This is a genomic window from Streptomyces sp. NEAU-sy36, assembly GCF_013423905.1.
Lineage (GTDB): Bacteria > Actinomycetota > Actinomycetes > Streptomycetales > Streptomycetaceae > Streptomyces > Streptomyces misionensis.
Map to the genome: position 1 here is coordinate 7,471,214 of NZ_CP058977.1, position 13,106 is coordinate 7,484,319.

14 protein-coding genes are annotated in these 13,106 nt (G+C 70.4%); 9 read left to right on the plus strand and 5 right to left on the minus strand.

Annotated elements, in window-relative coordinates; translation table 11 throughout:
* Window positions 1-9: 9 nt before the first annotated feature.
* Window positions 10-690 (minus strand): DUF4328 domain-containing protein, encoded by a 681-nt coding sequence (locus tag HZZ00_RS32665; protein ID WP_257585498.1) that lies wholly within the window; start codon window positions 688-690, stop codon window positions 10-12.
* Window positions 691-987: 297 nt separating this feature from the next.
* Entirely contained in the window at window positions 988-2,562 is a 1,575-nt protein-coding gene (locus tag HZZ00_RS32670; protein ID WP_180333804.1) for a glycoside hydrolase family 20 protein, read from the minus strand.
* Window positions 2,563-2,768: 206 nt separating this feature from the next.
* Here HZZ00_RS32670 and HZZ00_RS32675 point away from each other — a divergent pair, with 206 nt between their 5' ends.
* The 8 genes from HZZ00_RS32675 to HZZ00_RS32710 all read left to right on the plus strand — a co-directional run bounded on the left by HZZ00_RS32675 (window position 2,769) and on the right by HZZ00_RS32710 (window position 8,821).
* Entirely contained in the window at window positions 2,769-3,341 is a 573-nt protein-coding gene (locus tag HZZ00_RS32675; RefSeq protein WP_180329748.1) for a 2-oxo-4-hydroxy-4-carboxy-5-ureidoimidazoline decarboxylase, read from the plus strand.
* Between the two features lie 207 nt (window positions 3,342-3,548).
* Window positions 3,549-3,893, plus strand: a complete 345-nt coding sequence (gene sdhC, locus HZZ00_RS32680) for a succinate dehydrogenase, cytochrome b556 subunit (protein WP_037656036.1) — start codon at window positions 3,549-3,551, stop codon at window positions 3,891-3,893.
* A gap of 5 nt (window positions 3,894-3,898) precedes the next feature.
* On the plus strand, window positions 3,899-4,381 hold the full coding sequence (locus HZZ00_RS32685; RefSeq protein ID WP_180329749.1) for a succinate dehydrogenase hydrophobic membrane anchor subunit: 483 nt from the start codon (window positions 3,899-3,901) through the stop codon (window positions 4,379-4,381).
* Window positions 4,382-4,400: 19 nt separating this feature from the next.
* Entirely contained in the window at window positions 4,401-6,155 is a 1,755-nt protein-coding gene (gene sdhA, locus HZZ00_RS32690; RefSeq protein WP_070026210.1) for a succinate dehydrogenase flavoprotein subunit, read from the plus strand.
* Window positions 6,155-6,934, plus strand: coding sequence for a succinate dehydrogenase iron-sulfur subunit (locus HZZ00_RS32695; RefSeq protein WP_180329750.1), 780 nt, complete (start codon window positions 6,155-6,157; stop codon window positions 6,932-6,934). Before sdhA ends, HZZ00_RS32695 begins: the two co-directional genes overlap by 1 nt.
* A gap of 107 nt (window positions 6,935-7,041) precedes the next feature.
* The gene (locus tag HZZ00_RS32700; protein WP_180329751.1) at window positions 7,042-7,581 is read left to right on the plus strand and encodes a hypothetical protein; all 540 of its coding nucleotides are present in this window, start codon (window positions 7,042-7,044) and stop codon (window positions 7,579-7,581) included.
* A gap of 54 nt (window positions 7,582-7,635) precedes the next feature.
* Window positions 7,636-8,046, plus strand: a complete 411-nt coding sequence (locus HZZ00_RS32705; RefSeq protein WP_180329752.1) for a VOC family protein — start codon at window positions 7,636-7,638, stop codon at window positions 8,044-8,046.
* Between the two features lie 37 nt (window positions 8,047-8,083).
* Complete coding sequence (locus HZZ00_RS32710) at window positions 8,084-8,821, plus strand: TetR/AcrR family transcriptional regulator (RefSeq protein ID WP_180329753.1); 738 nt, start codon at window positions 8,084-8,086, stop codon at window positions 8,819-8,821.
* An 81-nt stretch (window positions 8,822-8,902) separates the two neighbouring features.
* Here HZZ00_RS32710 and HZZ00_RS32715 read toward each other — a convergent pair whose 3' ends face one another.
* Both HZZ00_RS32715 and HZZ00_RS32720 read right to left on the minus strand, forming a co-directional pair.
* Window positions 8,903-10,447, minus strand: a complete 1,545-nt coding sequence (locus tag HZZ00_RS32715; RefSeq protein ID WP_180329754.1) for an ABC transporter substrate-binding protein — start codon at window positions 10,445-10,447, stop codon at window positions 8,903-8,905.
* 223 nt (window positions 10,448-10,670) lie between these two features.
* Window positions 10,671-10,910, minus strand: a complete 240-nt coding sequence (locus HZZ00_RS32720) for an SCO4848 family membrane protein (RefSeq protein WP_070026217.1) — start codon at window positions 10,908-10,910, stop codon at window positions 10,671-10,673.
* A 79-nt stretch (window positions 10,911-10,989) separates the two neighbouring features.
* On the opposite strand from HZZ00_RS32720, the gene HZZ00_RS32725 reads away from it, so the two are divergent.
* The gene (locus HZZ00_RS32725; protein ID WP_257585499.1) at window positions 10,990-12,207 is read left to right on the plus strand and encodes a D-alanyl-D-alanine carboxypeptidase family protein; all 1,218 of its coding nucleotides are present in this window, start codon (window positions 10,990-10,992) and stop codon (window positions 12,205-12,207) included.
* On the opposite strand, the gene HZZ00_RS32730 is transcribed toward HZZ00_RS32725, so the two are convergent.
* Window positions 12,155-13,066 (minus strand): YihY/virulence factor BrkB family protein, encoded by a 912-nt coding sequence (locus HZZ00_RS32730; RefSeq protein WP_180329756.1) that lies wholly within the window; start codon window positions 13,064-13,066, stop codon window positions 12,155-12,157. The two genes, HZZ00_RS32725 and HZZ00_RS32730, sit on opposite strands and share 53 nt — an antisense overlap.
* Window positions 13,067-13,106: the final 40 nt, after the last annotated feature.

Consider the following 13,106-nt stretch of genomic DNA (forward strand, 5'->3'; position numbering starts at 1 on the left):
CGTTCGGTTTCAGCCAAACACCGGAGCGGCGAGCAGCCGGTGCCGCTGCATCCGGGTCAGATGGAGGACGACCACGACGGCGAGGATCCCGGCCGCCGCGTCGAGCCCGTCGGAGACGAGCATCAGCCGGGCGGCGGAGGCCAGTCGCGCCGGGGTGTCGGCGTCGCGGAACTGCGAGGCCGCGGGCCGGCCGAGCAGGAGGCCGAGGATCCACAGCGTCCACCAGGCGTTGACCGGGGCGCGCCTGACCCGGGCGCCCGGCGGGGTACTGGCCGTCCAGCTGTCCAGCACGACCCGGCGCGGGAACCACAGGTTCACGATCGGGCAGAACCAGCCGCCGATCACCCAGCCCCGCTTCAGCTGGTGCCCGTCCGGCCGGAACGCCTCGGCGTTCACCCGCACCCGCCACAGCCAGCACAGGTAGACGACCATCGTCGCCACCAGGGTGACGCCCTGGGCGATGCCGGCGGAGCCGTAGAGGGTGTCGGCACGGTCGGCCCGGTGGACGACGTCCGCGCCGGTGGCGCCGCCCATCAGGTCCTGCGCGACGTTCATCTCGCCCAGGTCCGCGACGCAGGCGAACAGGTCGGCGGCGACGGCCACCCCCAGCAGCACCGCGGCGGCCAGGCCGAGCCCGGCGGGCGAGCGCAGCCGGGCCGGGGGCGGGGCGCCGAGGGGACCGGCGGGCATGGGTGGGACGGGCATGGGTGTGGCCATGGGCTGAGCTTCCCCCGAGGTGATGACGGTGACCGGCGGGCGGCGTGCGAGCGGCCGGCCGGAAAGGCGAACACCGGAAGATACGGCCGAAGATCATTCCGTGTCCACGGATTTCGCCGGTTCCGTCCGGTTCCCGGCCGGACCCGCGGGGAGCGGGCGGGGTCGCTCCACCCGCCCGCTCCCCGGCCGTTCCCCCGTCCTTCGCCCCGGCCGCTCGGCCACCCGTCCCTCAGGGCCCCGCCGGCCCGGCCCCGCCGGACCGTCGGCGCCTCAGCCCAGCCGGTTCGCCAGCGCCTTGAACTGCGTCCAGGACAGCGCGGGCGTGCGCGGGTCCCACAGTTTCTGCACGGTGGCCCGCAGCGGCATCCGGATCCCGGCCGCGACCTGCTCCGGCGTCTGCGCGTTGGGGAAGTCGCCCCAGACCGCGAAGGTGCCGCCGAGGATCTGACCGTCGTACCGCGCCGGGACGGCGGTGGTGCCGCGCACCACCCGCGGGGTCCACTGCTCGTAGATCCGCTGGCCCGTCGGGTACACGAAGGTCTGCGGCTGGCCGAGGACGTAGTAGAGGAACTCGTCGTTGTAGTTGATCAGCTTGCGGCCGGCGCTCAGGTACTCCTCCGGCTGCCGGGCGCCGATCTCCTTGCCGGTCCAGTAGGCGACCTGGAGATCGCCCGCGGGCCGTACGGCGGTGGCGCTGCGGTAGAAGCCGTCGTTCCAGGCGCGCAGCGTCTTGCCGTGGGCGCGGACGGTGGCGGCGCGGTCGTTGAGCCAGGCGGTGGCGAGGTCGGCGACGCTGCCGTTCGCGCCGAACTTCGCCCGCGCGGCCGCGGCCAGCTGCGGATAGGCGGTCTGGGGGTTGCTCGCCATGAGCGCGGTGTACTCGTCGCCGCCCATGTGCCACTGGTCGCCGGTGAACAGGCCCGCGTACTCGTTCAGCAGGTCGTCGATCAGCTTGGCCGAGCCGGGCTTGGAGATGTCGATCGCGCCCTTGGTGACCACTCCGTTGCGGTTGCGCAGCTGGAGGTCGGGGTGGGCGGCGAGGACGGCGCCGAGGTGCCCCGGCGAGTCGAGCTCGGGCACGACGGTGATGTGCCGGCTGTTCGCCAGGTCCACGATCCGCCTGACCTGCGCCTTGGTGAGGTGGTCCGCGGAGACGATCTCCGGGTGGCTGCTGGACTCGATCCGGAAGGCCTGGTCGTCGGAGAAGTGCAGCCCCAGTTCGTTGAACTTCAGGTCCCCCAGCTCCCGTATCCGGTCCTCTATCCAGGACTCGGAGTACGGTTTGCGCGCGATGTCCAGCATGAACCCGCGCACCGGCTTGGCCGGCTCGTCGCGCACGACGCCCTCCGGCGCCGTGCCACCGCCGTGGACCTCCTGCTTGAGGGTCCGGGTGCCGTAGAAGACGCCCGCCTGGCCGGGGCCGCTGATGTCGACCCGCCCGCCGTGGACGTTCATCGTGTACGACTCCTGGTTGCCGCCGCCGGCCAGGGCCAGGCGCACGTCCCCCGCCCTGGTGTCGTCCTTCCGGCCCGCGTAGGTCATGCCGAGCTCACCGGCTATCAGCCGGCCCTCGTCGGCCAGCGACGCGTCACCGACCACCACGCGGCCGCTCTTGCTCGGCTGCCACCCCGGCCCGCGGGCCGGGGTGTGGGAGCGCACCGCTGGAATGGTCTGCGGTGCCTTCGACATCGGGTACGAGCGGGTGGGCGAGGGACTCGCCGGGGAGCCGGTGTCCGCGACGGTCGCCCGCCCGGAGCCCTGTCCCGCGCCGCCACCGGACGAGGCCCACACCCCGACACCCGTGCCGAGCGCGACGGTCCCGACCACCGCGGCGGCCACCGCCATCCGCTTCCGCTTCACCTGTTGCGCCGTCGCCCGGCGCCTGTGCTGGGTCACTCAGCCAACGTACGGCCCTTCGCCACTCGAACGGTCACCTGAACGTTCGCAAACTCTCCCGTCCGGGTGAATTTCAGGCATCGCGAGGACACAGAGTGACCACTCTCGATAACCTGACGACACATCTTTCACAGCATTCCCCTGCCGCACCCCCTGTGACGCGAGGACTCACGCTGCCCGGACACCGCCCTCCGCATCTGCCCCGCCCCCTCGACGCGTTCAACGCGGCCCCCGCCGGCGAGGCCCGTGCCCTCCTGCTGCGCTGCCTGCACAGCCCTCGCTGGTCGCACCGCGTCGCGGCCCACCGCCCCTACCCCGATCTGGACGCCCTCCTGGCCGCGGCGGACGAGGCGGCGTACGACCTGTCCCCGGCGGACATCACACGGGCCCTGGCGCACGAGTCCTTGCCCACCCTCCCGGCGGACACCTATTCGGCCGCCCACATGGCACTGGACGCACAGCACGCCGCCTACGAGGCCAGATTCGGACATGTGTTCGTCATCTACCTCGGCGACACCCCTCCGGCCGAGACCGCCGACCGCATCCTGGAGGCCATCCGGTCACGATCGGCGAACGATCCGGACGAGGAGCGCGCGATAGCCGCGGACGAGCTCCGCCGCCTGGCAAGGGGCCGGCTGGGCACGTTCCTCAGGGGCCCGGGGCCGCACTCACCAGCGGCGCCGCCACTGGGCGCGACCAGCCCGAACGCGCCCGCGCCGGGCAGATGAGCGGCCCCCGGCTCCCCCATCCGGTGCCAGTTTGATCACACCGGTAGGCCCCCCGTAAGCGTCACCCCGCCGCATGGATACCATGTCGGGGGCCGGTGGACCGTACCCGGCCGGGCCCGACCGACAGTGAAGCCGGCGCGGCCCTAGTCCCCGCTCCCGGAGGGTTCTTCCGTGCCGGCTGGAACGCTGTACCGCGGCCGGGAAGGAATGTGGTCCTGGGTGGCTCACCGAGTCACCGGCGTCCTCATCTTCTTCTTCCTGTTCGTTCACGTGCTGGACACCGCTCTCGTGCGTGTCTCCCCCGAGGCCTACGACAAGGTCGTGGCCACGTACAAGACGCCGATCGTCGCGCTGCTGGAGTACGGCCTCGTCGCCGCCATCCTCTTCCACGCGCTCAACGGCCTGCGCGTCATCGCCGTCGACTTCTGGTCGAAGGGCCCGCGCTACCAGAAGCAGATGTTCTGGACCGTGATGGGTGTCTGGGTCGTCCTCATGCTCGGCGCGATCTACCCCGTGCTCGGCCACGCCGCTCGTGTTCTGTTCGGGAGCTGACGCCGATGTCTACCACTGAAACCACCGCCTCCGGGGTCGGCCCCGTCGAGGGTGCCGCCGTCTACAACGTGGACAACCCGGCCCCGCTGATCGAGGCCCCGCGCAAGCGGACCAAGAAGACCCCGAAGTCCACCCGCGGCAACTTCGAGCTGGCGGCGTGGCTGTTCATGCGCCTGTCCGGCATCGTGCTGGTCGTCCTCGTCATCGGCCACCTGGTCATCCAGCTGGTCCTGGACGGCGGCGTCTCCAAGGTCGGCTTCGCCTTCGTCGCCGGCCGCTGGGCGTCCCCGTGGTGGCAGGTCTGGGACCTGGCCATGCTGTGGCTCGCGATGCTGCACGGCGCCAACGGCCTGCGCACGGTCATCAACGACTACGCCGAGCGGCCTGCGTCCCGCATGTGGCTGAAGGCCCTGCTGTACACCGCCACGGTGTGGACCATCCTGCTGGGCACGCTGGTGATCTTCACCTTCGACCCGAACATCCGCTAGGCACGGGGCTGCGAGAATCATGAAGATCCACAAGTACGACACCGTCATCGTCGGCGCCGGCGGCGCGGGCATGCGTGCCGCCATCGAGGCGACGAAGCGCAGCCGCACCGCGGTGCTGACCAAGCTCTACCCCACCCGCTCCCACACGGGCGCCGCGCAGGGCGGCATGGCCGCCGCGCTGGCCAACGTGGAGGAGGACAACTGGGAGTGGCACACCTTCGACACGATCAAGGGCGGTGACTACCTGGTCGACCAGGACGCCGCCGAGATCCTGGCGAAGGAGGCCATCGACGCCGTCCTCGACCTGGAGAAGATGGGCCTGCCGTTCAACCGGACCCCGAACGGCACCATCGACCAGCGGCGCTTCGGCGGCCACTCCCGCAACCACGGCGAGGCCCCGGTCCGCCGTGCCTGCTACGCGGCCGACCGCACCGGCCACATGATCCTCCAGACGCTGTACCAGAACTGCGTCAAGGAGGGCGTGGAGTTCTTCAACGAGTTCTACGTCCTGGACCAGCTGATCAGCGAGGTCGACGGCGTCAAGAAGTCGGCCGGTGTCGTCGCCTACGAGCTGGCGACCGGCGAGATCCACATCTTCCAGGCGAAGTCGGTCATCTACGCCTCCGGCGGCACCGGCAAGTTCTTCAAGGTGACCTCCAACGCGCACACCCTGACCGGTGACGGCCAGGCCGCGTGCTACCGCCGGGGCCTGCCGCTGGAGGACATGGAGTTCTTCCAGTTCCACCCGACCGGCATCTGGCGCATGGGCATCCTGCTCACCGAGGGCGCCCGCGGTGAGGGCGGCATCCTGCGCAACAAGGACGGCGAGCGCTTCATGGAGAAGTACGCTCCCGTCATGAAGGACCTGGCGTCCCGTGACGTCGTGTCCCGCTCCATCTACACGGAGATCCGCGAGGGCCGCGGCTGCGGCCCCGAGGGCGACCACGTGTACCTGGACCTCACCCACCTGCCGCCGGAGCAGCTGGACGCGAAGCTCCCGGACATCACCGAGTTCGCGCGCACCTACCTCGGCATCGAGCCCTACACGGACCCGATCCCGATCCAGCCCACCGCGCACTACGCGATGGGCGGCATCCCGACCAACGTCGAGGGTGAGGTCCTGGCGGACAACACCACCGTCGTGCCGGGTCTGTACGCCGCCGGCGAGGTCGCCTGCGTGTCGGTGCACGGCGCCAACCGCCTGGGCACCAACTCGCTGCTGGACATCAACGTCTTCGGCCGCCGCGCGGGCATCGCCGCCGCGGAGTACGCCCACAAGGCGGACTTCGTCGAGCTGCCGGAGAACCCGGAGTCGTTCGTCGTCGAGACGATCGAGCGGCTGCGCAACTCCACCGGCAACGAGCGGGTGGCCACGCTGCGCCGCGAGCTGCAGGAGACCATGGACGCCAACGTCATGGTGTTCCGCACCGAGCAGACGATCAAGACGGCGGTCGAGAAGATCGCCGAGCTGCGCGAGCGCTACAAGAACGTGTCCATCCAGGACAAGGGCAAGCGGTTCAACACGGATCTGCTGGAGGCCATCGAGCTGGGCAACCTGCTCGACCTGGCCGAGGTCATGGCCACGTCGGCCCTGGCCCGCAAGGAGTCCCGCGGCGGTCACTACCGCGAGGACTACCCGAACCGCGACGACGTCAACTTCATGCGCCACACCATGGCGTACCGCGAGGTCGGCGACGACGGCACCGAGTCCATCCGTCTCGACTACAAGCCGGTCGTCCAGACCCGCTACCAGCCGATGGAGCGTAAGTACTGATGGCTACCCCTGTTCTGGACAAGGCGGACGCGGCCGGCCGGCCCGAGCCCGGATTCGCCGACTCCCCCTACATCACGGCCACCTTCCGGGTCCGCCGGTTCAACCCGGAGGTCTCGGCGGAGGCCACCTGGGAAGACTTCCAGCTGGAGATCGACCCCAAGGAGCGTGTCCTCGACGGTCTCCACAAGATCAAGTGGGACATCGACGGCACCCTCACCTTCCGCCGCTCGTGCGCCCACGGCATCTGCGGCTCGGACGCGATGCGGATCAACGGCAAGAACCGCCTTGCCTGCAAGACGCTGATCAAGGACATCAACCCCGAGAAGCCGATCACGATCGAGCCCATAAAGGGCCTGACGGTCCTCAAGGACCTGGTCGTGGACATGGAGCCGTTCTTCCAGGCGTACCGGGACGTGATGCCGTTCCTGATCACCAAGGAGACGAACGAGCCCACGCGTGAGCGCCTCCAGTCCCCGGAGGACCGGGCCCGCTTCGACGACACCACCAAGTGCATCCTGTGCGCCGCGTGCACGTCGTCCTGCCCGGTGTTCTGGAACGACGGCCAGTACTTCGGCCCGGCCGCGATCGTCAACGCCCACCGCTTCATCTTCGACTCGCGTGACGAGGCCGGGGAGCAGCGGCTGGAGGTGCTGAACGACCGCGACGGCGTGTGGCGCTGCCGTACGACCTTCAACTGCACGGACGCCTGCCCCCGTGGCATCGAGGTCACCAAGGCGATCCAGGAGGTCAAGCGTGCGCTGATCACGCGCCGCTACTGACCCGGCCGCCTGGCACAATGCGAGGGGCCGTTCACCGCGATGGCGGAGAACGGCCCCTCGCCGCAACCGAGTTCAGCCGCCCACCACACATCAAACGGGGGACCAGCGTGACCGAGCAGAATCCGTACCAGGGCGATTCCGGCCAGTGGGGCCCGGGGAAGCCGCCCACCCCGCCCGGCACCCCGGCGGCCGGTTACGGCTACCCGGCGGACACCCCGCCGCCCGGCTACGGCTACCCCGGCGGCGCGCCCGCGCAGGGGTACGGCTACCCCCAGCAGCCCGGCGCCCCGGCGCCCGGGGGCGGTGCGCCGCTGCTCGCCCTCGGCGACATCACGGTGGTCGGCGACCAGATCCTCACCCCCGCCGGTGCGATGCCGCTGCGCGGGGCGGTATGGAACGCGACGGACATGTCGCACACCGAGGAGAAGATACCGACGCACGCCATCGTGCTCGCGATCGTGTTCTTCGTCTTCTGCCTGCTCGGCCTGCTCTTCCTGCTGATGAAGGAGCGGAAGACCACCGGCTACATCCAGATCACCGTGACCAGCGCGGGCCGGCACCACCAGACGATGGTCCCGGCGCTCGGTCCGGAGACGTTCCCGGCGATCATGGGCCAGGTCAACTACGCCCGTTCGCTGAGCATGTGAGCCGCCGGCCCGGAAATCACGGAATCCGACCGGGCGGCGCTCTAATGTGACGACATGTCAGACGATGAGTCGTACGAGCTGCTCGGGTTCGACAACGTGCTGCTCCCCGTCGGCGACCTCGCGGAGGCCGTCGGGTTCTACGAGCGGGCCGGCTTCGGCGTGGGCTTCCGGTTCGACGAGGCCGGGATCGCGCTGCTGACCGCGGGCGCGGAGACGCCCGGGGTGCTGCTGCGGGTGGAGGAGGCGCTGGGCCACCGCAGCCCGCCCTGGCCCTCGCCGCGGCTGTGGCTGGAGGTGCCGGACGCGCGGGCGGCGGCGCGGCGGCTGTCCGACGCGGGCATCCGGCCGCTGGACGAGGTGTTCCAGACGGCCACCGGGTGGACGGTGGAGATCGCCGACCCGTGGGGCAACGTCCTCGGCCTCACGGATTACACCAAGCGCCCCGAGCTGGGCCGCAGAGGCTGAACCGGGGCGTGCTCGACCACTCGTTAGGCTCTGTGGCGTGCCCGTGAAGAACGACGGTCCCGAGGCGGCCGGTACCCCCAGCAAGTCCGAGCAGACCCGTGCGCTGATCCTGGAGACGGCCCTGCGGCTGTTCCGGGAGCGGGGGTACGACAAGACCACCATGCGGGCCATCGCCCAGGAGGCCGGGGTCTCCGTCGGGAACGCGTACTACTACTTCGAGGGCAAGGAACACCTGATCCAGGGGTTCTACGACCGGATCGCGGCGGAGCACCAGCAGGCGGTGCGGGGGATCCTGGCCCGGGAGACGGACCTGGAGGAGCGGCTCGCGGGCGTGCTCACCGCGTGGCTGGACATCGCGCGGCCGTACCACGAATTCGCCGTGCAGTTCTTCAAGAACGCCGCCGATCCGGACAGCCCGCTGAGCCCCTTCTCCCAGGAGAGCGAGCACGCCCGGGAGCAGGCGATCCGGGTGCACCGGGAGGTACTGGCCGGCTCCAAGGCCAAGGTGCCCGAGGAACTGCGGGACGTACTGCCCGAGTTGCTGTGGCTGTCCCAGATGGGCCTGGTCCTCTACTGGATCTTCGACCGCACCGAGGACCGCGAACGCAGCTACCGCCTGGCCCGGCGCGGCGCCCGCCTGACCGCCCGCGGCGTCACCCTGGCCCGCTTCCGCGTCCTGCGCCCCCTGGTCCTGGAGGTGCACGAACTGTTCACGGACTTCCTGCCGGGCATGACGAGGGCCCTGCCGGACCCGAGGCGCGAACGGGACGAGTGATCACTTCCGGGTGCAGGAGCGAGGAAGAGACGTCCGGCCCCCGAGCGGATCATCAGGGCCGGGCAGAAGCAGGACGGCTGATCAGATCCAGTCCAGCCGCCACAGGCGGTACACGCCCGTGCCGTCGGTGAGGTACTGGCCGCCGCCCACGTCCTCCGTGCTGACCGTGTACTCCTTGCGCTGCCACAGGGGGATCAGGGGGACGTCGGTGGCGATGTCCGACTGGATGCGCTGGAAGTCGGCGGCGGCGCGGCCGCGGTCGGCGAAGCGCTGGCTGTCGCGGATGTACTGGTCGACGTCCTTGTTGCTGTAGCCGGTGCTCATGGTGGAGCCGGTGCCCACGAGAGGCTGGCCGAAGGTGTCCGCGTCCGGGTAGTCGGCGACCCAGCCGACCGACCACGCGTCCAGCTTCCCGGCGGCCATCCGCTCCTGGAAGTCCGTCCACTCGTAGCCCTTGACGTCCACCTTGAACAGGCCGCCCGCCTCCAGCTGCTTCTTCAGCGCCGCGGCCTCCTCCGCGCCGGGCCCCTGCCCCTTGCCGTAGGCGAAGGTGAAGCGCAGCGGCAGGCTCACCCCGGCCTGGGTGAGCAGCGCCCGCGCCTTCGTGGTGCTCTGGGTCGGGTACGCGTCGAAGAAGGACGTGGTGTGGCCGGTGATACCGGTGGGGATCAGCGAGTACAGCGGGTCGACGGTGCCCTGGTAGACCGTGGCGGCCAGCTGCTCCCGATTGACCAGCCACGCGATCGCCTGCCGCACCCGTACGTCGTGCAGCGGGGAGGCCGCGCGGGTGTTGAGGTACAGGTTGCGGGTCTCGGAGGTGTCGGACTCGTTGACGCGCTCGTTCGGGTCGCTCGGCGTCATCCGGGAGAGCACTTCCGGCGGCAGCGTCCGGGACGCCACGTCGACCTTCTTGTCCTTCCAGGCCTGGTCCAGCTTGGCCGAGTCGCTGTAGTAGCGCAGGTCGATCGGCCGCCCGGTGCCGCTCAGGTACCCCTTGTAGTGCGGGTTCGGCGTGAGCTTGGCCAGCTTGCCCTTGGTGTAGGAGGCCAGCCGGTACGGACCGGTGCCGTCCACCGCGGCGTCCTTGCGCAGCGCGTCGGCGGGGTAGCGGTCCTTGTCCACGATCGCGCCGGCGCCGGTGGCGACCTTCAGCGGGAAGGTGGCGTCCGGGGCCTTCAGGTGGAAGGTGACCGTGCGCGCGTCGTCCGCGGTGACCGAGGCGAGCAGGTCGAACAGGGACGACGGGCCGACGTCGGAGTCGATCTTCTTGACCCGGTCGAAGGAGAACTTGACGTCCGCGGCGGTCATCGCGCGGCCGCTCGGGAAGGTGATCCCGTCGCGCAGGGTGCAGCGGTAGGTCTTCAGGTCGCCGGGCGCGAAGCCGCAGCTCTTGGCCGCGTCCGGAACCGGCTCCACACCGTCCGGCTCGAAGGTCAGCAGGCTCTGGAAGACATTGCTGAACAGGGCCCAGGATCCCGCGTCGTAGGCGCCGGCCGGGTCGAGCCCGGTGACCGCGTCCGTCGTGCCGACCGTGATGGTCCTGCCCTTGTTCTCCTGCGACGGCAGCAGCTGCCAGCCGCCGATTCCCACGACCGCCAGCACGAGCAATGTCACGAGAATCCGCATGCGAACCGATCGCACGGTGGTGCCCTCCCAGACCTGTGCGGCCCTACCCCTGGCTCAGCACAAAATGCGCCACTCCCCTAAAGTGACGCGGCTCACCTAATCACACGTGTTTCAGCGGGGGAAGAGCTTTCTGACCGGTTGTGGAAGAACTCACCAAAGCATTGTCTCCGCCATGCCTTCACAGGGTCTTCACAGGCGGGGGAGCGATTCCGGTCACATTCCGCTAGGACGTGCGGCGCAGGGCGCGCACACCGCGCAACCCGATGACCCCGATGACCGTCCCCAATACGAACGAGACGATCGCCAGCAGCAGGTGCACCCAGAAGTAGGCGGTCGGGTGGCCGTCGTCGAAGGCGAGCCCGCTGCCGTCCTTGACCAGGTTCTTTACGAAAGTGATCCAGATGAACCAGCTCCACACCCCGAAGGCGAGCAGGAACCAGGAGACCGGGCGGCTGAGTTTCATACCTCCAGTATCCGGGGTGCGGTTTCGTGACAGGGGCTGGGTCGGGAGTTCCCCGGCGGGTGCGAGTACGTTCTCGGTCGTGCCCGCACCCAAGAAGACCGTACGGCGATCACTGCTGGCCGGCGCCGCGACCCTGCTCGCCCTCGCCGCCACCGCGCCCGCCGCGCTCGCCGCCCCCGGCGCCCCGAAGAGCCCCGCGCCACCGGCCCACATGTCGACCCTGGGCGGTGCCCGGCTCGGTCTGCCGGGCACCCAGGTGAATCTGGCGCCCGGTGTCCCCGTGCTCCCCGAGGGGCTGACCGCCCGCTCCTGGATCGTCTCCGACGCCCAGTCCGGCGAGGTGCTGGCCGCGCACAACGCGCACTGGCCGCTGCCCCCGGCGTCCACCCTGAAGATGCTGTTCGCGGACACCCTGCTGCCCCGCTTCCCGAAGACGATGGAGCACCGGGTGGCGGCCCGGGACCTCGACGGCATGGGCGAGGGCTCCAGCGTGGTCGGGATAAAGGCGGGGCACACCTACAGCGTCCACGACCTGTGGCTCGGGGTGTTCCTGCGCTCGGGCAACGACGCCGTGCACGTGCTGTCCGCGATGAACGGGACCGTCGCCGACACGGTGCGGGACATGCAGCAGCACGCCGACGAGCTCCAGGCCCGGGACACCCGGGTGATCTCCCCCGACGGCTACGACGAGCCGGGCCAGGTCTCCTCCGCGTACGACCTGTCGCTGATCGCCCGCTCCGGGCTCCAGAAGAAGGACTTCCGGGACTACTGCTCCACCGTGAGCGCCGACTTCGGGGGCTCGGAGATCCGCAACACCAACCGGCTGCTGAGCGGCGACACCGACGTCCCGGTCTACCAGGGCATCGCGGGCGTCAAGAACGGCAACACCACCCACGCGGGCGCCACCTTCACCGGGGTAGCCGAGCGGGGCGGGCGGGTGCTGCTCGTCACCGTGATGAACCCGCAGAAGCCGGAGCACAACGAGGTCTACAAGGAGACGGCGAAGCTGTTCGACTGGGGCTTCCAGGCGGCCGGCAAGGTGACCCCGGTGGGTGAACTGGTGCCGCCGAGGACCGCCGCGCAGCCCTCCGGGGCGCCGAGCGGTTCCGCCACGGCACCGGCGCCGGCCGGCCGGGCGGGCTCCCGGCCGGTGGCGGCCGCCGCCACCGGCTCCCGGGGCATGGGCACCGCGCTCGGTGTCGCGGGCGGTCTGCTGGTGCTGCTGGCGGGCGGGGTCTACCTGGTCAACCGCCGGTGGCCGCTGCCGGATCTGATGCGCCGTCGGCCTCGCTCCTGACCTCGGCGGCCTCGCTCGGGGTGGCCGTCCAGGCGGCGCAGTACAGGACGAGTTTCGCGGTGAAGTTGATCCACAGCAGCAGCGCCACGGGGACGCCGAACGCGCCGTACATGCTCTTCGCAGCGACCCCCTGGATATAGCCGCTGAGCAGCAGCTTCAGCAGTTCGAAGCCGACCGCGCCGAGCAGCGCGGCGACCACCAGACGGCGGCGCGGCGGCTCCACCCCGGGCAGCAGGGTCAGGACGTAGAGCAGCACCAGGAGGTCGGCGAGCACGGCGACGGCGAAGGCGGCGACCTGGAGCAGCACGGTGCCCCAGCCGTGCCGGGCGAGGCCGAGCTGCTCGGAGACCTTGCCGACGGCGGCCGAGGCGAGGGTGGAGGCGGCGAGGGTGACCAGCAGGGCGCCGCCGAAGCCGACCAGGACGCCGGCGTCCTTGGCCTTGGCGACCAGCGGGTTCTGCTCCTGGTCGGGCAGCTCCCAGACGGCGCGCAGGCAGTCGCGCACCTGGCCGACCCAGCCGACGCCGGTGAACAGCAGCGCGGCACCGGCGATCACACCGACGGTGCCTGCGTTCTGGACCAGCGAGGTGATGTCCAGCTGGCTGGAGATGACGCCCGGGAACTGCTCGGCGATCTTGTGTTCGACGGTCTGCTGCTGGGCGGTGCTGAGGGTGGCGGCGGCGACGGCGGCGGCCACGGTGAGCAGCGGGAACAGGGCCACGAAGCTGACGAAGGTCATCGCCGCGGCCAACCGGGACCACTTCACCCGGTCCAGCCGCTCGAAGGCCCGCCACGCGTGGGTCGCCGTCAGCCAGGTCACCAGCGGCCCGATGACGGGCAGTCTCTTGAGCCAGTCCATGATCCTGTCCCTGCCCTCTGCGCGACGTCCCATGTGCGGG

Coding starts and splice junctions, on each gene's coding strand:
- HZZ00_RS32685 (WP_180329749.1), top strand. CDS start 3,899: ATGTCTACCACTGAAACCACCGCCTCCGGGGTCGGCCCCGTCGAGGGT.
- HZZ00_RS32670 (WP_180333804.1), bottom strand. CDS start 2,562: ATGGCGGTGGCCGCCGCGGTGGTCGGGACCGTCGCGCTCGGCACGGGT.
- HZZ00_RS32665 (WP_257585498.1), bottom strand. CDS start 690: ATGCCCGCCGGTCCCCTCGGCGCCCCGCCCCCGGCCCGGCTGCGCTCG.
- HZZ00_RS32695 (WP_180329750.1), top strand. CDS start 6,155: ATGGCTACCCCTGTTCTGGACAAGGCGGACGCGGCCGGCCGGCCCGAG.
- HZZ00_RS32705 (WP_180329752.1), top strand. CDS start 7,636: ATGTCAGACGATGAGTCGTACGAGCTGCTCGGGTTCGACAACGTGCTG.
- HZZ00_RS32715 (WP_180329754.1), bottom strand. CDS start 10,447: ATGCGGATTCTCGTGACATTGCTCGTGCTGGCGGTCGTGGGAATCGGC.
- sdhC (WP_037656036.1), top strand. CDS start 3,549: ATGTGGTCCTGGGTGGCTCACCGAGTCACCGGCGTCCTCATCTTCTTC.
- sdhA (WP_070026210.1), top strand. CDS start 4,401: ATGAAGATCCACAAGTACGACACCGTCATCGTCGGCGCCGGCGGCGCG.
- HZZ00_RS32720 (WP_070026217.1), bottom strand. CDS start 10,910: ATGAAACTCAGCCGCCCGGTCTCCTGGTTCCTGCTCGCCTTCGGGGTG.
- HZZ00_RS32730 (WP_180329756.1), bottom strand. CDS start 13,066: ATGGACTGGCTCAAGAGACTGCCCGTCATCGGGCCGCTGGTGACCTGG.